Raw genomic sequence first — 16,855 nt, forward strand, 5'->3', positions numbered from 1 at the left:
CTCCTTTCATGCTTGGGGAAAAAAGAAAGCCCAGCCCCAGGGCCGGGCACAACATTCGTAAATCAGTTACTCGAACCTGTTACTCAATTCTGATACCAGGCAGGCTGGTCGAAATACCGGTGAACGGATTCGGTTCCAAGCCCTTGATCTTGCCGTTGTGCGCAGACAAAATTTTGCGGTAGCCGAGGAAGATGTATGGTGGGTCATCGCTCAACTCTTTGTACAGGTCTTTGTAGATTGCTTTGCGCTTCTCGATGTCCAGCGTAGATAGACCTGCTTCCAGCAATTCGTCTACTTTGGCATTGGAGTAGCCGTTCGTTCCGGTAAATCCGCTCTTGCCCTTTTTCGTGGAGAAGGCGTCTACACCGTCATCTGGATCGATCAGCATCGTGGTCGAGAACGAAGCGAGGTCGTGATCGCCTTTTTCCGTCCGTGCCAAAACGGCGTTGTAGTCCATCATTTCTGCTTCAAACTGGATGCCCAGCTCTTTGTAGTTTTCTTTGGCAATCGGGATCAGAACTTCTCCCAGCTTTCCTTTTGTCGTGTAGTAATGCACGATCAGCTTTTGTCCGTCTTTCTCGCGGATACCATCGGCGCCCGGCTTCCAGCCCGCTTCATCCAGGAGCTGCTTCGCCTTTTCCGGATTGTAGGCGTACGGATTGACATCCTCCGTATAGGCCCACGAAACAGGGCTAATCGGTACGTTGGCGACTTGCGCGTAGCCTTGATAGGTCAGGTCCAGAATCTTTTGGCGATCCAGTCCGTAGATGAAGGCTTGGCGGACGCGCTTGTCTTTAAAAAAGGGCTTGGAATGATTGAACTTGATGTACGAATAGGCACTGGAGGTGTACAGATTGATATTCACGTATCCCAGCTCTTGCAACTGCTCAATATTATCCGAGTTGACGGTAAAAGAGTTGTAATCCATTTCCCCTGTCTGGATAAACTGCAGAGCGTCGCCCTCTGTCGTCTTGTAGATAAAATGCTCGACTTGCGGCTTGCCCGCGTAATAGTGCTCGTTTGCGAGATAGCGGACTTCTTGACCAGGAATGTACGCCTCAAATTTGTAAGGTCCAGCTCCCAATGGCTTGCCGTGCAAGGTGCGGAGATACTCCAGATCGCCTGGTTTGTACTCCTTGCCGTAGTACGCCTTGGAGAGCACCTGCCCGCCTAACAGGACGAGAGACTTGGCGTTCACTTTCTCCGTCGTGATCTGGATCGTCTGTGGATCAATCACCTTGATCCCTTCGATCGTGTTCGCTTTGCCTTCCTTGTATTCACGACCACCCTTGATACTTGCTACGAAAATATCCGTTTCGCCGTCGTACGTTTTGTCGTGCAGAATCGTCAGTGTAAAGGCTACATCCTCTGCCGTCAGCGGTGAACCATCGCTGAATTTCAGATTCGGTCTCAGGTGGAATGTATACGTGAGCTGGTCAGGAGATACGTCCCATTTTTCCGCGAGCTTGGGTACTGGCTTTCCTGTCGCATCGACATCGACCAGTGATTCGAAAATCGCTGAGGTGACGTTGCCATCGTAGCCGTTGTGGTAAAAAAACGGGTTAAACACGCCGCCTGGCTCCGTCAGGCCAGCAATGAAGGTATCGGTCCTCTTGGCGGCTGCTTCCGGCAGCTTGGATAAATCCGTAGCCAAATTGATGCCGTCTTTTATGTCTTGCACCTTGCTGGCAGCAGGTGCTGATGCTTCTGTCGACGGAGTCGCCGTTTGTGTCGAGGTAGCCGGCGCACTGCCCTCGGAACTGCAACCTGTGACCAGTAGCGTCCCTAGCAGCAAAGTTGAAATGATTTGCGAAAGCCTTTTTTTCATGGTGATCCTCCTTCATATCCACTCACTCAGTGAAACCAGCTCCTCCGGTGGTCCGGTCGGATCAAAAAATATACCTTATAATTCTTACCTGTTTACTATGAATTAGATTATAGGTATCTACACCTGATCAAGTCAACATTTTTTTCCAAACAAAAAAAGCCCCGATTATTCGAGGCTCAAGTTAGTTGCATGTCGGTTATACGGAATGCCTAGTTTTTCACACGCCTGCATCACGAATAGAGCATGTCGCTCACGCATGGTTTTCTCTATCCTTTTTTCCAATCCCCAATCAGATAGATTCGAAGCTGGCCGCAGTGCGGCACACAAATCCCAATACGGAAGCTGGGTGTAATCGAGTGTCTTGCTGGCAGATTGATAGTGAAGGGTAAAATCATTCATAGCCTCCACGCCAAATGCCCACAAAATCTCCAGTCTGGCATTGCCGAGATCAGACAAGGGGTCGCCGATCGCAGCGTCTTCCCAATCGATGACAGCAGCCAGTTTTTCTTCCTTCCACATCGTATTTCCCGGCCAGAAATCGCCATGCAAAAGTGATGCTGCATTCGCTTGGGGCAGCGGCCAAACGGACTCCAGCACTTCGCGAATGAGTCCTTCATCCAATGATTTGTCCAGAATCGCAGGTCTTTTGTGGAGCTTTTCTGTTAGCGCTTCTTCTTGTTTCGGCAAATAAGTGCCTGCCAGCCTAGAAGCTTCTATCGAATGGATGCGAGCCAGTACCTCAGCTACTTGCTGTAAATAGCTGAACAAGTCGGCTGGATTGGTGACTGTCTGGCCTTCTATGAATTCGATGACCAGGCACGGTGTGGGAAAAATCTCGCTAGATGCTTCGAGATGATAAGGCGTTGGAGTCGGCAAGCCAGCGGACTTTAGAATTTGCAAAAGTTTGAATTCATCCGATGCGATCTGCGGGTTGCGCTTGCGGTCAGCCTGACCGTGCTCGCGGACGACTACTTTTTTCTTTTTGCCGTCAGGGGCCTCCATTTCAAGCGCGGTGACCTGTGCAGAAATCCCCCCTTTTAGCTCCCATGCACGAAGGAGCTTGGCTGAAGGGTGCATGTTATGTACCAGGCGTGTCCATTTCTCATCCATTGCTTTACCCCCTTTATGCTCCACTGTCTGATTGTTTGTACAGCCCTACTTTCATCATTTCCATATACGATTCTAATTCCGCAAAAAAGGATTGGATATGTGCAAAGCCTTTGTCGCTGGCTTCGTAGTTTTCGCGGACATACTTTTGCGTCAATGCCTCTACAGCCGACAGCAAAAAATGTAGCGCCTTCTGTGGATCGAACTGCACTTTGATCATTGATGTATCGACATGATCCAAAAACAAGGGAAGATATCGCGCATTGAACTGGGCCTCTCTGTCCTCGATCTCAGCCCGGCATTCCTCGGGATAATCGAAAAAGGTCGCAACTGCCATTTGATAAATAGCTGGTTCCTCGGCAAAGAGCGCCATTTTCGCTTGATGGACGTGAAGAAATCGCGCAAAAAAGTCCTGCGGCGCTGCTTCCATTCGTGCTTGTATAGAGGCAAAAAAACGTTCAATACAAGCATCGACAATCGCTAGGAACAGTCCCTTTTTACTCCCGAAAAAGTGGAACAGCATCCCCTTTGATACGCCTGCGTTCTGCACGATTTGATTGGTGGAGCCTCGTTCATAGCCTTTCACGGAAAATTCAACAAGGGCCGCATCCAACAGCTTTCGCTTGTTCGGCTCCAAATTTTCGTCCTGCCAAATTCCTTGTATGTCCGTCACCTTCTCTCCGTTCTTCTTTTTCCTATCATAACGCTTATTGACCAGGTGGTCAAAGCGGAGTTATACTTTCCTCGAAGACTTCATCATCCCTATTCCACCACAAGGAAGTGATGCCTGATGACACGGATTTTGCCCGTATTCGCCCGTATTATCCTCGGAGTGATTTTGCTTGGAGCAGGTGTGAATGGGTACATGGTCTTGTTTGGATTCGAGCCTATCTTTCCAACCAGTCCTGCTGCCATGAAGCTTTTGCAAGGGTACCTGCTCGTTTTGGTCAAAACCGTCGAAATCATCTGTGGATTGCTGTTCCTGACCAACCGCTTCGTCCCACTGGCTCTAACCGCCACCGCTCCTCTTGCTGTCAACATCTTGACGTTCCACCTGTTTGTCGATTCCGATATGCTCGCTATGGGACTGATGGTCGCGATATTGGAAGTGTATTTGTTGTGGAGCTATCGTCGTAGTTTTCGTCAGTTGATGACGATGTAGACAAAAAGACACTATATTCCATCTGTTGTGGTCGGGAGAAGCCCTGCCACATGTTTTCCAGTCGCCTATATCCTCTCTACGTTCGGGCGGTCTCCTTCCAAACATGTGACAGGACTTTCGAACAGCAGTGGATTCCTTCGTGTGCTTAAAACGTTTTTCAAGTTAACGCACGGAAGCTTCTAAAAGAAAATTCGGTTGAAAATAAAACATCTTAGAACCACTTTCAACGATTTAACGAATAGCTACGCCGGAAGAAGCAAATTTCCAGTCCAAGCGCCTCTGGAGCCCGCCCCAGCGTAGGAAAAAATGGCGGGTAATTTCAGCTTTTATTACATACAAAAACGCCTGCGTGTTTTCAGGTTTGAAGCGCGTTCCGAAGCGGACAGTGATACCCCTTGCAGAGCGTAGGCCGAAGCGTAGACTGGAAATTCGCTTCTTCCTCCCACTACAGCTACTTCATAAAAACGAAAAAAGCCGGTACCAAGAGGTGTACCGGCTTTACAGATATCATCTTTTCGGTAAATGAATCTGCCATGATATTCCGTAACGATCTTGAACCCATCCGAACTTTTCACTGAACGGATATTGTCCAAGCGGCATGAGTACTTGTCCATCCGAGGAAAGCTGTCCAAAAACCCTGTCAACCTCTTCCTCTGTATCGCAGTCCACAAACAACGAAATCGCCGGAGTAAAGGCATGATAGTCACCGTTCGTATTGTCGATACACATGAAGGTTTGGTCTTTTAAGGTGAAGGTGGCGTGCAGGACTTGTCCATTCTCGTGATGCATGATCTGCTTGATTTCGGAGCGATCAAAAATAGAAGTGTAAAACTTCATCGCTTCTTCCGCCTGTCCGTGGAACATGAAAAACGTAGTGATAGCTTGCACTGACAATCACTCCTTTTCGTGATGCTATACATCTCCATTCTTCCCGTTCCTCAAATATGCATAACCACTAGTTTCACACGCAGAGAAATGATGCGGCGACTCGCTATTGAGGCTTAGACTCGGTTACCTCCCCTTTTTCGGATATACTCGCCCCATAGGAAATGCGGTTGAGCTTGTCGATGATCCGCTGTTTGTTTTTCTCGTCCATCGGAGCAGGCTGACCATTCGTGAGCTTCACCGGGATCACGCGGCTCTTGCTCCCGTCTTTTGTAAACGTCAGTTGGACCATCATGGCTTCCCGACCTTTCGGATTGCGCGAGGTGGTAAACACAAAATTCCCTACGCTGTAGTAGATCGGCGCCTTTTTATAAAACTCAACGCCCATAATCGAATGGCTGTGCGACCCGACAATGGCATCCACACCGCTGTCGATCAGCTTTTTCGCCATCTCACGCGCATATGGTTCTGGGTAATCCTTATATTCCCGATTCCAGTGCATGACCGCAATTGTAATATCTGACTCCGCCACTGCCTTTTTTACATGGGACAGCATCGGCTCATACGAGTAGGCATGTGCCAGACCTGGCTTGTTTTTTCGCGCATACCAACGCTCATTTGGAAGGACTCGGCTGATCCCGATGACTGCCACGCGTTTTCCCTTGATTGTTTGGATATAGGGAGTGTATGCTTCTTCCTCGTTCTTCCCTGCCCCCACGTAACCGATCTTTGCCTTTTTCAGATGCTCCATTGTGTCAAAGAGCGCGTCCATTCCATAATCCAGCGAATGATTATTTGCCAGGTTGACCACGTCGAAGCCAGCGTTCACGAGCCCCTTCAACGACTCTGGCTTCGCACGATAAGTATATTCCTTTTTCTCTGGACGTCCACGCGTACTGACTGGTGTCTCCAGATTGCCAATTGTCAGGTCTGCCTGCTTGAGAAAATCCGCTGTTTTTTGAAACGGATAATCTACGCCGTGACGACCGATCTGATTCCCGACACTCTTATCCAAAATCATATCCCCGACAAACGCTACCTGAATGGAATCCTGGTCCTGCACATCCCCTGCGCCGTTCGCCTGGACGACGCCAGATTCTGTTCCCATCGCAACACAGAGCATCACTGCAGTTAGCACGATTACAGCGTGTTTCCATCGTCCAATCTTCATCCCTCTTTCGCCCACTTTTCTTTTTTGCTTCCATTCTAGAAGCCGCGGGATGTGAAGCCTGTTGAAGCATGTCTGGCTTCTGTGGAAAATTCTCGCCGAAAAGTGACGGGCACGCAAAAGATGACGGTTTGGGGCCTGCTCCTCGAGTCAAAATATTCCTTCTTTTTCCAAATGTCGATTATTGCCGATAACAAGTATAATGGTTACATTAGATTCTAATACATAGGACGGTACAAATATGCTCCATCATTCCATTATGCTGAAAACCAAAACAGCAATGCCCGCCGTTCGGCCGAATAGCGTTCATAGGAGCCGACTGCTGCAAAAAATGGACGCTGGTCTACAATGCAGACTAACCACACTATACGCCCCAGCCGGTTACGGAAAGACGACCCTGCTCAGTCAATGGGCTCATCAGTACGGCGGTTCCACCGTATGGCTCTCACTCGATGAGATGGATAATGACCTGATTCGCTTTTGGAGATACATCGTATTTACGCTGTCTGAATCTGGCTTCGCTGAACTCTCCGAGCGAATGGAACCAGCCATGAAGGCAACCAGTCATACCTCGATCTTTACCTTCATCGATTGTCTGCTCAATGAAATCGCTGCTACGACACAGCCCCTTGCTATCATTCTCGATGACTATCATGTGATCTCGGATGAGACGATTCACAACAGTCTTGCTTATTTTTTGGAATATGTCCCGAGCCACGTCCATCTGTACATCGCCAGTCGCAACACGCTGCCTTTTCCTACAGCCAAATGGACCGTACGCCATGAAGTATGTCACATTGAGGCGGGACAGTTCCTTTTCAGCCATCAAGAGACGGACAGCTTTTACCGGCAGGTTCACGATTTACCACTGACCGAAACACAAATAGAACAGCTGGTGAAAAGTACGGAGGGCTGGGTCGCCGGTTTGCAGCTCGCAGCCATTTCACTCGTGAATACGGAGAATCACGATCAATTTTTTGCCGGATTTACTGGGTCTCATCGGAATATTTCGGAGTATTTGTTTCATGAAGTGATCATGCGCCTTCCGGAAGAGGAGCGCAGCTTCTTGCTCAAAACCTCTGTGCTGGCGAGAATGGACGCTCACGTGTGCCACGCTCTGACCAGCCTGCCCCAGTGCCAACAAATGCTGACCCGCTTGCACCGTCAAAACATTTTTTTAATTCCGCTGGATGATTACGGGACATGGTATCGGTATCATCACTTGTTTGCCGATTTTTTGCGCAGTCAATTGGAGCAAACAGCTCCCGGAGAAGCACGTGAGTTGCACCGGCGAGCCAGTGAGAGCTATGCGGATCGTGGAATGATGGACGAAGCGATCGATCATGCGATTGCCGCTGCCGATTACATGCTGGCTGTAAGCTACCTTGCCCAACATATTCCGGTATTGCTCCAACGAGGCGAATTTTCCAGCTTTCTTAGAACGCTGGACAGCATCCCTGATCACACGAACCATTTCTCACCACTTTTTCGCCTGATTTATGTGTTCCTCTTGGTTGCTTGCGGTTATACGGATCGGGCAGAGCTTGCCCTCACCCAATTGGAGAAAAGCGCTGCGAACTTGGAAGACTCGACGGAGCATCAACAGTTTTTGAGCGGGCTGTTTTTTGTGCGAGCGAATCTAGTGTTTGCAACCGGAGATTTTGAGAGCTGGATTGCCAGTTCATCGCAGTTAAGCGTGCTGCCAGAGAGCCCGTTGTTTTACCATTTTAATTACAACACGACTGAGCCCTTTATTCGGCGTACGCGATTCGGCTTAAAAGGGATGCTGTCCGATCAGACAGAGGCTGTTGGCAAGCAGTTCTCCGACATACTCGAAGCACATGGCTGGAAGGATTCCTTGATCAATCTGTATGTCGTTCAAGCATTGGCGGAGGGGCTGTATGAGGAAAACAGGCTGGAAGAAAGCCTCGATCATCTTCAACGCGTTCGTTTGGTCGCACTGCAAAAGCAAATACCTGGCCTGCTCGTCCCCTATGCGCTGACATACTCCAAGCACAAGCTAGTGGAGGGGAATTTTGTTGCGGCTCGAAAAATCATTTCAGAGACACGGGAGACAGTTGCAAGCTGGGGTGCTTCGTATTGGATAAACCCATTACAAGCCTTTCTCGCACACATCGCGATTCAAGAAGGGGACATCGCTTTGGCGAAAATGGAATTGTCCAAGCTTCCTCCTTCCATTTTGAATCAGCCTAGCATTCAGAGAGAATTAGAGGTTTTGACCTATGTCCGTCTGCTGCTCGCCCAGCAGCAGGAACAGGAAGCCTTGCGTATTTTAGCGATCCTAAAGCCATCCAGTATTCGCGAGGAGCTATTGATCAGTCAGGTAGACATCGCCATTCTGCAAGCGCTCGCCCACCAGCAATGTGGCAACAAAAAAGAAGCGCTGGCTTTCCTCCACGAGGCACTCTTGATTGGCGGAAACAACTGCTACGTCCGAAGCTTTCTGGACGAAGGTACCGCGATGTCTCACCTCCTGCACGATTACCAGCTTCGCTTGAAAAAACGATCCCAACAGCCAGGTCCGTCCGTATCGGCTGCGTATGTCAATCAACTGCTATCCCTTTTCCCTAAGAAAATGGAGAAAAGAAAGGCTCCTTTGATCGAGCCGCTAACCGGAAAAGAAATCATCATCCTTTCCATGCTGGCCAAAGGAGCATCCAACAAGAAGATTGCCGATGAGCTAGGGAATACGCTTGGGACGGTCAAGGTGTATTTGCATCGGATATATGGCAAGCTAGGTGTCACCAATCGCACGCAAGCTCTTCTGAAAGCCCAGGAAATTTCGCTGCTAGAAAATAGCTCTGTTGATTAACGAAACTTTTCGATATGTTCATGGAGAAAAGCGTCCAGCTTGCGAGGTTCTCTGCCGAGGACACGCCATACGTCATCTGTCGGCTTTTCCGGGATCGCTACTGACATAGCTTGAATTTCAACGACATGACTGGCGAGCCACTCCGGCATGTTTCCGTACTCCATCAGATCACGCCGGAGTGCTTCGCTATCCTTGTTGATGTACATAATCGGGCGGTCGAGCAGCTCGGACAGCTTGCTCGCCATTTGCGGGTAGCTAAAAACTTCAGAACCTGTCAGTGTGTAGACACGACCTGCCTTTTCAGGATGGGTCAATGCCTTTGCAGCAACATCGGCGATATCCCGGCAATCGATAAAATTGCAGGCAGTTTCGCCCATCGTGCCGAAGAAAACATGTTGCGACTGGATCGTCGGTGCGAAACGGAGTAGATTCTGCATAAAGGCGTACGGTCGCAATACAGTACTTTTTATACCCGATTCTGATAAAACTCTCTCGATTTCCTGGTGCCATCCCGCTACGGCGACTGGCGCCTTTTCGTCGTAGGCTGGACTGGATATTTTCACAACGTGTTGGATTCCAGCCTCAACTGCTATGCGAATGATCGCTGTTTCCAGCTCGACCTGATTGGGACTGTTCGAAAGGGAAAGGAAGAGCTGATTCGCACCTGCAAACGCCCGGCGCAACGATTCAGGGTCAGAAGCTTCCGCTGCTGCGACTTCCACCGTATCTCCCATTCGCATCTGAAGTTTTTCTGGCGTTCTGCTCAATGCCCGAGTTGGGACACCGATCTCTATCAATCGTTTCAAAAGTGCACTCCCTATGGTTCCTGTCGCTCCCATGACTACGATCATATTCTATCTCCTCCGTCATTCATTCCATTTTATGATTGCTACTACGCCACCGCCATGTGATTAACGTACTGGCGATTATCGCTGATAGCGGGAAGTCGATCCAGACACGACTTAGCCAAGCCAACGCTTCACCGGGAGCAAAGATGACGAGTAACTCCGTTGTTAGCCATGCTGCCAGTAGACCGATCACTGCCATTGTCATCCCCATAACCGCTACCAGCGCAAAATGAGGCGTGCGGGTGACCCAGCTCTTATGTACACCACGGCTCTGTAACCATCGTCCAAGGAGCGCGGCAATGAATGCGGATGTTCCGCCAATCGTGGTGAATGCACCTATTTGCAACCCATTGTCAGCGGTAATCCATCCTCCAATACTCGCCATGATCGCAGGAGACAAATAAGCCATGATTACCTCTCTCCATAAAACAAACCCCGATTTTGCAGGATTACGCATGTTTTTCACCTCCTTTCCCCTGTTTCAAAAAATAATTAGGAACCTAACTATATAAGGATGAAAATGGGCTAGTTGCCTAGCCCGTTTTACTGCCTGCTGCTTGCTATCCTTCTGTCAGTGCCGAGATGCCTTGTGTCACGCGGCCCAGCAGGTCGAGAAACACACTGCGCTCCTCGGTATTGAGCAATCCGACCATCGCTTCCAACCTCGCAAAGTGCTCAGGCGCCATTTCACGCAGCTTGCTAGCTCCGAGCTCCGTTAAAATGACTGATTTTTGCCTGCCATCTTTTGCGCTCGCTCGTCGTGAGACTAGGCCATCGCGCTCGAGGATGTCGATCAGACCGGTAACAGTAGCGCGTGTTACCCCCAGGTGCTCTGCCAATTGTGACGGCAGTACTTCCCCTCCGTTATCTTCAAGGTCTGCCAATAACCGATATCGTCCCGTTGATAAGCCGAATCTGGCAAAATGCATTTCGGCCGCATGCCCAAGCTTGGCTCCTGCCTCCATCAGCCTGGCGGCGACGAGTACAGCTTGTGCATCAACATCGAGACCATACCGATCAATCTGGCGCTGAGATTGAATTAGCGATGGGATCGCGTCTTCTTGTTTTCTTCCGTTTAAATGGTTTGTCATGGACATAGTATGGCACCTAACTATCTTCCTGTCAACACGTCTTCTCTATTTCGGTGCCATCCTGATTGCCCCATCCAGCCGGATCGTTTCTCCATTCAACATCGGATTGGTGATAATGCTGTTCACGAGCATCGCATATTCTTGCGGGTCACCCATGCGAGCGGGAAAAGGGACAGTTGCACCCAATGCAGCTTTTTCAGAGCGCGGGAGCTGATCGAACATTGGCGTGTCAAATAGACCCGGAGCAATCGCCATCACGCGTATGCCATACCAAGCCAGATCTCTTGCTAGCGGCAGGGTCATGCTTACAATTCCGCCTTTGGAGGCGCTATAGGCAACCTGCCCCACCTGCCCTTCAAAAGCCGCCACCGATGCGGTATTGATGATGACACCCCGCTCCCCCTGTTGGTTCGGCTCGTTTCCTGCCATTTGTTCCACCGCCAACCGAATAACATTAAAAGTACCGATCAAATTGACTGAAATAACTTTGCTGAAAGATTCCAGTGGATGTGGCCCGCTTCGCGACAGCGTTTTTTGTGCCAAACTGATGCCCGCACAGTTGACCACAGTGTGAATCGTTCCGAATGTGCCAGCAGCCTGATCGATTGCCTCCCTAACACTCACTTCACTCATGACATCCGTATGCACGAACAAAGCATTTTCGCGCCCCAGCTCATTCACCAGTGCTTGCCCCTTCTCTACCGTCAAATCAAGAATGGCTACTTTTCCCCCGTGTTGAACTACATTCCTCACAGCGGCTTCTCCCAAACCGGAAGCACCACCCGTTACAATGGCAACCACTTCCCGCATATCCAAGCCATTCTCTCCCTTCCTTTGCACTTGCATCCGCATTCAGAAAAAAGCTCTGCAAGTTGGATACCAACCGAGTTCCCCCTTATCGTACGTGGTTTTTGCGAGTGACAATCAGGTCTGCACGTTCTCAAATCCAGACAGCTATGAGACATCTGTGTCCGGGCAAAGGACAGTTGGGCTTATCCATCTCCAACATTTTAGGGCTTGCTATTTCCAATCCATCCCACTATATTTTACTTACCGGTAAGTAAATAAAAGTGGAGAGGAAAGAACCCGGATGAAAGTGTCTTCTACCAGAGTCATTGGTCTTGATTTTGCGAGGGCGTGGGCCATGCTGGGGATGATGATCGTCAACTACGTCGTCATCTTGAACGCAGAGCATAACGGACCCGACTGGCTTATCGCTTTATCCAGTTTGTTTCAAGGCAGAGCATCTACTGTATTCGTTGTTTTAGCGGGAATTGGCATTGCGTTTATGACAAAAAAAGCGAGGACCTCAGGCGACCCGGCCCTCTTGCAGGCTAACCGCCACGTCCTTTGGAAGCGCTCCTTGTTTTTATTTGTAACCGGGATGTTGCTTTATCTCGGTGGTTGGAGCGGCGACATCCTGCATTACTACGGTGTCTATATGCTTATCGCCTCCTTCCTCCTCGTCGTATCGGGGAAAACACTTCTTGTCGCCTGTAGCGGCATCCTGCTCACAGCTCAAACGCTACAATTGTCGCTTAACTATTTGCAAGGGTGGGACCCGCGGCAACCATTTATCCAGTACCTTGATTTTTGGACAGTCGAGGGATTCCTGCGCAACCTGATGTACAATGGCTATCACCCGGTTTTTCCATGGATGTGCTTTTTCCTTCTCGGCCTGTGGCTTGGTCGACGAAACCTGCTTGATCGATCTGTACGCAAAAAAATGTTGGGCTGGGCAACTGCCCTGTTCGTCAGCTTGGAAGTTTTATCGTATGGGTTGATCAAGCTCTTTATTCCGGTTGTCGGAAGCGAGAGCGCCCTATTTTTATGGGGAACAAAACCAGTTCCACCAAACCTGTTTTATGTGCTGTCCAGCTCAAGCACCGCTGTTATCATCATCCTGTTGTGCGTCAGCTTTGCGGAAAAATTCGCAAACAGCTGGTTTACACAGACATGCGTAAAAACAGGTCAGCTAACACTGACACACTACGTCAGTCATATCATTGTCGGACTCAGTTTCCTTGCCTTGATTGGCAGACTCGAAAATCAATCGCTCGCTTTTGCGATGCTCTACGCCGTAGGATTCTTCCTCTTTTCCATTGTGCTCTCGCTTTTATGGAGACGTTGGTTCGAGCGGGGACCGTTGGAGTGCTTCATGAGAAAAATAAGTGGGTAACCATTCTGTGGGTTCATCCGTCTGCTATATAGGAGAATTTTTCTAATCATTCATACACCAAATTCGAAGTAGTCAGACGAACTGGAGATGATCTCATGAGTCCTATGGTTTTTTTCAAAAAGGCTGTCCCCGCGAACGCAGAGCAACTCACCCAAATTGCTATTCGCTGCTTCGCAGATGACGTCCAAAAGTACGGAGAGGGCCCTGCCGGACATGACCAGCCTGACCAGCATATTTTGTTCATGCAAAAGGCCCATTACTATACGATCTTGCTGGATGACCAGATCGTCGGCGGTTTTTGCCTCATTCCAGTCGATCATGAGCATTTGGAGCTGGGGATCATCTATGTCGATCCTGATAAACAAAATTTGCGTATCGGCACCCAAACCATGCAGTTCATGGAGGCCGCATATCCACATATCAAGAAGTGGACGCTCGATACTGGCTATGAAGCGGTACGCAACCAACACTTTTACGAGAAATGCGGTTACAAAAAAGTCGGCGAGACTGAGCCGAACACAGTGAATGGGTTTTATAAATTCAGGTACGAAAAACGGATACCTAAATAGATAGATGGAAAAGGGAGAACAGCTACTGGCCATTCTCCCCTTTTTCTTTTGTCGCCCTTATTTTCGAATGCCCTTCTTGGTCGCCAATTCCAAGTAGTACGTCGTTTCTGCCTGTGTTTCCTTTGTAAATGCTTCACTTGCCGCATATGCCGGCTCCACTTGGATTTCACTCAGCTTTTGCAAAAAGGCCGGGTCCTTATCCATCTTGGCAATCGCTTCTTCCCATTTGCGGATAACCGACTCTGGCGTTCCTTTAGCAAAAGACACTCCGGTCCACCAGAAAACCGACAAGCCTTGTATGCCTTGCTCTTCCGCAGTCGGGACATCAGGAAGGAACGGACTTCGCGTATCACCGGATACGGCGAGGATTTTGACCTTGCCCGCTTGCAGCATCGGCATGATCTCTCCTACTGTATGTACCGCCAAAATCGCGTGCCCTCCAGCGACTTTCGGGACGGAATCAGAGGCTCCTTTCGTCACGATCATTCTCGTCTTGGCGAAGTCAGCCCCGATCACATCCAGCCATTCGGCTACCCCAAAAGCGGAAAAACCTGCTGGCCCTACAGAAGTCCATGTTAACTGCTCCGGATTCGCACGCACCCACGCGGAAAATTCAGCGAAATCTTTCCAAGGCGCGTCGGCTTTCACAGCAAAAGCAAGCGTCCCTTTGCCAATCCTGGCTGTATAGACTTGATCTTCGTTTGTAATCGGCGGTGTTTTCATCCCGGCAGCGAGCATCGTCGTATTGGATACATTGACAGCAAGAGCTGTGTAGCCATCGTTTTTGGCTTGCTTTAAAGCATACTCCGCTCCTACCGCCCCACCACCTCCCGCCTTGTTGACGACGACGATGGGCTGCCCCCATTCCTTGCTCAAATAATCTGCTGCCGCTCTGGCCACGAGATCGACTCCGCCCCCGGCAGAATACGGCACGATATACTCCACCTGCTTCGATGGATAGGCCGACTCGGCTGTACCTTGATTTCCACATGCGCTAACGGTTGCCGCCAAAAGCAACGACATCATGACAGCCGCCCATTGTTTATATCCTTTCAATGACTCTTCCTCCCTACGCGACATCTACTCCCCGGTCTCGCTCTTCTTTTAGCCGTTGCTGTGTCCGGCGGTTCAGCATCATGGAGATGATCAAGAGTGCTCCAGCTACCAGTAAGATGGTCAACGATAGGGGCCGAAACAAAACAATACTGAGATCACCCGCGCCCATCGCCATCGTTTGAATGAAGGATTCTTCCAGAAGAGGTCCCAGAATGAAGCATAAAACCAGCGGAACAACTGGCCATTTATACTTGGAAAAAACATACCCAAGTCCGCCAAACAGAAACGCTACCCACACATCAAACATGCTGTTCCGCACACTGTATGCCCCAATCGTGCAGAACATCAGGATGATTGGAGCCATGATGCCATATGGTACCCTCGTCAATTTGACCCACACCCATACCATCGGGAGGTTCAGCACGAGAAGCATCGCATTCCCCACGAACATCGAGGCGATGACCGTCCAGACAAAGCTCGCATTTTGTTCAAACAAAACAGGGCCTGGCGTCAATCCGTAGATCATCAAGCCTGCCAACAAAATCGCCAGTGGCGGTGAGGATGGAATTCCGAGCGAAAACAGAGGAATGAAGCCAGCACTGCTGGTCGCATTATTCGCTGCTTCTGGTGCCGCTACCCCTTCGATCGTTCCCTGACCGAACTTCTCGGGATGCTTCGATAGCTTTTTTTCCATATCGTACGCCAAAAACGACGTGATCGCAGCAGAACAGCCCGGCAGCAATCCAAGAAAAAAACCGACAATTCCGCCCCTCAGCATAGGCCCGGCACTTACCCTCAGGTCTTCCTTTTTCGGGTAGACACTGCCTGGCTTGCCAATCAGAGTAGCTGCGCGTTTTTCATCAATTCCTTTGAGGACTTCTGTAATCGCAAACAACCCGATAATGATGCTAATCATGTCAAAACCGCCTACCAATGCGGGGACGCCGTAATCAAAGCGCGGCATTCCTGAGGATGGTCCCAGCCCAACTAAAGCGAGCGTATAGCCGAGTGCCCCCATCAAAAACGATTTGACCAATGATCCTCCTGATAGACTGACCATCAGCGTGAGAGCCAATATCATCAGCGCAAAATATTCAGGCGGTCCGAATTTTAATGCTTGATCTGCCAGAATCGGAGCGAAAAAGACGAGACCGATTACCCCCAGTACCCCTGCACCAAACGAAGCCAGTGCAGATATCCCCAATGCCGGTCCACCTCTCCCTTTTTTCGCGAGCGGATAGCCGTCCAGACACGTCGGGACTGACGATAACTCCCCCGGGATATTGAGCAGAATCGCTGTCGTCGAACCACCGTACATGGCACCGTAATAAATCCCTGCCAGCATGATCATCCCTTGTGTCGGCTCCAGTACGGCTGTCACCGGAAGCAGAATCGCGATGGCAGAAGTGGGACCGAGACCGGGCAATACGCCTACAAAGGTGCCAATAAGAGCGCCGAGTGCTGCCATGAGCAGATGCTCCGGCGTGAGGGCTGAAGCAAAACCAGCCAGTAGTAATTGGAACGTCTCGATGATCAGCACCTCCTTATCATGCTTGCTCTAAAACCAATCGCCTCCAGGCAGTGTGATATGCAGCGAGTAGATGAACACCACATACAGTCCCCCTGTCAAAAGGACGGAGTACACGATGGACGTACGCCACCGATAGCTGCCGATCAGTATAAAAAAGGCAAAGGAGACAAAGAGCGTCGCCATTGTGTAGCCGATCGCGCCGAGCAGCCAGACATACAGCAACAGGAATAAAAAGCAAAGCAACAGGCGCAGCCTTTTTCCAGGAAAAAGCGGTCCGGGGTTTGGCGAAGAGGCTTCCTCCGTCACACGGAATGATTGGACCAGCAACACACCTCCTAGCAAGAAAAACAATAAGCCGAGAATCGCAGGCAGCGTGTGATCCCCTACGTACAAGGACGTCGAAAATGCCTCCAGACGATAGGCCTCGAATGATAGGACGACTCCAAGAAACATACTTAGGAGGGCACCGATAAAATCTGGCTGATTATCCGGGCGTCTCATGTGTATCACCTCAGCAAAAAAGCTACCACCAGCCTATGGCACATGCGCCCATTGTGTGCGAAAGCATAAAAAAACTACCATAGCCAGTCCGCACGGG

16 protein-coding genes are annotated in these 16,855 nt (G+C 49.9%); 4 read left to right on the forward strand and 12 right to left on the reverse strand.

From position 1 onward, the window contains the following. Positions 1–79: 79 nt before the first annotated feature. The 3 genes from HP567_RS25840 to HP567_RS25850 form a co-directional block, all read right to left on the reverse strand. Entirely contained in the window at positions 80–1,828 is a 1,749-nt protein-coding gene (locus HP567_RS25840; RefSeq protein ID WP_173610180.1) for an ABC transporter substrate-binding protein, read from the reverse strand. A gap of 165 nt (positions 1,829–1,993) precedes the next feature. Beyond that, the gene (locus HP567_RS25845; protein WP_173610179.1) at positions 1,994–2,938 is read right to left on the reverse strand and encodes a phosphotransferase family protein; all 945 of its coding nucleotides are present in this window, start codon (positions 2,936–2,938) and stop codon (positions 1,994–1,996) included. 13 nt (positions 2,939–2,951) lie between these two features. After that, a complete protein-coding gene (locus HP567_RS25850) occupies positions 2,952–3,608 on the reverse strand; it encodes a TetR/AcrR family transcriptional regulator (RefSeq protein ID WP_173610178.1) in 657 nt (218 codons plus the stop codon). A gap of 117 nt (positions 3,609–3,725) precedes the next feature. Here HP567_RS25850 and HP567_RS25855 point away from each other — a divergent pair, with 117 nt between their 5' ends. Next, positions 3,726–4,097, forward strand: coding sequence for a hypothetical protein (locus HP567_RS25855; protein WP_173610177.1), 372 nt, complete (start codon positions 3,726–3,728; stop codon positions 4,095–4,097). A gap of 507 nt (positions 4,098–4,604) precedes the next feature. Here HP567_RS25855 and HP567_RS25860 read toward each other — a convergent pair. Further along, positions 4,605–4,991, reverse strand: coding sequence for a VOC family protein (locus HP567_RS25860; RefSeq protein ID WP_173610176.1), 387 nt, complete (start codon positions 4,989–4,991; stop codon positions 4,605–4,607). A gap of 97 nt (positions 4,992–5,088) precedes the next feature. Beyond that, a complete protein-coding gene (locus HP567_RS25865) occupies positions 5,089–6,153 on the reverse strand; it encodes a CapA family protein (protein ID WP_173610175.1) in 1,065 nt (354 codons plus the stop codon). A gap of 238 nt (positions 6,154–6,391) precedes the next feature. Between HP567_RS25865 and HP567_RS25870 the strand changes: the two genes are divergently transcribed. Further along, positions 6,392–8,983 (forward strand): LuxR C-terminal-related transcriptional regulator, encoded by a 2,592-nt coding sequence (locus HP567_RS25870; protein ID WP_173610174.1) that lies wholly within the window; start codon positions 6,392–6,394, stop codon positions 8,981–8,983. Here HP567_RS25870 and HP567_RS25875 read toward each other — a convergent pair. The 4 genes from HP567_RS25875 to HP567_RS25890 form a co-directional block, all read right to left on the reverse strand. Beyond that, the gene (locus HP567_RS25875) at positions 8,980–9,834 is read right to left on the reverse strand and encodes an SDR family oxidoreductase (protein WP_173610173.1); all 855 of its coding nucleotides are present in this window, start codon (positions 9,832–9,834) and stop codon (positions 8,980–8,982) included. The two genes, HP567_RS25870 and HP567_RS25875, sit on opposite strands and share 4 nt — an antisense overlap. Before the next feature lie 19 nt (positions 9,835–9,853). Beyond that, on the reverse strand, positions 9,854–10,288 hold the full coding sequence (locus HP567_RS25880) for a hypothetical protein (protein WP_229088145.1): 435 nt from the start codon (positions 10,286–10,288) through the stop codon (positions 9,854–9,856). Between the two features lie 103 nt (positions 10,289–10,391). Then, entirely contained in the window at positions 10,392–10,922 is a 531-nt protein-coding gene (locus tag HP567_RS25885) for a MarR family winged helix-turn-helix transcriptional regulator (RefSeq protein WP_173610172.1), read from the reverse strand. A gap of 45 nt (positions 10,923–10,967) precedes the next feature. Beyond that, complete coding sequence (locus HP567_RS25890; protein ID WP_173610171.1) at positions 10,968–11,738, reverse strand: 3-hydroxyacyl-CoA dehydrogenase; 771 nt, start codon at positions 11,736–11,738, stop codon at positions 10,968–10,970. A 274-nt stretch (positions 11,739–12,012) separates the two neighbouring features. Here HP567_RS25890 and HP567_RS25895 point away from each other — a divergent pair, with 274 nt between their 5' ends. Beyond that, a complete protein-coding gene (locus tag HP567_RS25895; protein ID WP_173610170.1) occupies positions 12,013–13,101 on the forward strand; it encodes a DUF418 domain-containing protein in 1,089 nt (362 codons plus the stop codon). Positions 13,102–13,196: 95 nt separating this feature from the next. Beyond that, positions 13,197–13,670 (forward strand): GNAT family N-acetyltransferase, encoded by a 474-nt coding sequence (locus HP567_RS25900; protein WP_173610169.1) that lies wholly within the window; start codon positions 13,197–13,199, stop codon positions 13,668–13,670. A gap of 57 nt (positions 13,671–13,727) precedes the next feature. On the opposite strand, the gene HP567_RS25905 is transcribed toward HP567_RS25900, so the two are convergent. Genes HP567_RS25905 through HP567_RS25915 form a run of 3 tightly spaced genes read right to left on the reverse strand, consistent with a single transcriptional unit; the run spans position 13,728 to position 16,758 of the window. Then, positions 13,728–14,750: a tripartite tricarboxylate transporter substrate binding protein gene (locus HP567_RS25905; RefSeq protein WP_173610168.1), complete on the reverse strand. Its 1,023-nt coding sequence runs from the start codon at positions 14,748–14,750 to the stop codon at positions 13,728–13,730. Further along, positions 14,740–16,266, reverse strand: coding sequence for a tripartite tricarboxylate transporter permease (locus HP567_RS25910; RefSeq protein WP_173610167.1), 1,527 nt, complete (start codon positions 16,264–16,266; stop codon positions 14,740–14,742). Before HP567_RS25910 ends, HP567_RS25905 begins: the two co-directional genes overlap by 11 nt. An 18-nt stretch (positions 16,267–16,284) precedes the next feature. Then, positions 16,285–16,758: a tripartite tricarboxylate transporter TctB family protein gene (locus HP567_RS25915; RefSeq protein ID WP_173610166.1), complete on the reverse strand. Its 474-nt coding sequence runs from the start codon at positions 16,756–16,758 to the stop codon at positions 16,285–16,287. Positions 16,759–16,855 lie beyond the last annotated feature (97 nt).

Source organism: Brevibacillus sp. M2.1A, from assembly GCF_013284355.2.
Lineage (GTDB): Bacteria > Bacillota > Bacilli > Brevibacillales > Brevibacillaceae > Brevibacillus.

What these genes read in the sequence shown, in the direction of transcription:
- HP567_RS25885 (WP_173610172.1), bottom strand. Translation starts at nt 10,922, where the DNA reads ATGACAAACCATTTAAACGGAAGAAAACAAGAAGACGCGATCCCATCG.
- HP567_RS25880 (WP_229088145.1), bottom strand. Translation starts at nt 10,288, where the DNA reads ATGCGTAATCCTGCAAAATCGGGGTTTGTTTTATGGAGAGAGGTAATC.
- HP567_RS25900 (WP_173610169.1), top strand. Translation starts at nt 13,197, where the DNA reads ATGAGTCCTATGGTTTTTTTCAAAAAGGCTGTCCCCGCGAACGCAGAG.
- HP567_RS25865 (WP_173610175.1), bottom strand. Translation starts at nt 6,153, where the DNA reads ATGAAGATTGGACGATGGAAACACGCTGTAATCGTGCTAACTGCAGTG.
- HP567_RS25895 (WP_173610170.1), top strand. Translation starts at nt 12,013, where the DNA reads ATGAAAGTGTCTTCTACCAGAGTCATTGGTCTTGATTTTGCGAGGGCG.
- HP567_RS25870 (WP_173610174.1), top strand. Translation starts at nt 6,392, where the DNA reads ATGCTCCATCATTCCATTATGCTGAAAACCAAAACAGCAATGCCCGCC.
- HP567_RS25875 (WP_173610173.1), bottom strand. Translation starts at nt 9,834, where the DNA reads ATGATCGTAGTCATGGGAGCGACAGGAACCATAGGGAGTGCACTTTTG.
- HP567_RS25840 (WP_173610180.1), bottom strand. Translation starts at nt 1,828, where the DNA reads ATGAAAAAAAGGCTTTCGCAAATCATTTCAACTTTGCTGCTAGGGACG.
- HP567_RS25855 (WP_173610177.1), top strand. Translation starts at nt 3,726, where the DNA reads ATGACACGGATTTTGCCCGTATTCGCCCGTATTATCCTCGGAGTGATT.
- HP567_RS25915 (WP_173610166.1), bottom strand. Translation starts at nt 16,758, where the DNA reads ATGAGACGCCCGGATAATCAGCCAGATTTTATCGGTGCCCTCCTAAGT.
- HP567_RS25905 (WP_173610168.1), bottom strand. Translation starts at nt 14,750, where the DNA reads ATGTCGCGTAGGGAGGAAGAGTCATTGAAAGGATATAAACAATGGGCG.
- HP567_RS25845 (WP_173610179.1), bottom strand. Translation starts at nt 2,938, where the DNA reads ATGGATGAGAAATGGACACGCCTGGTACATAACATGCACCCTTCAGCC.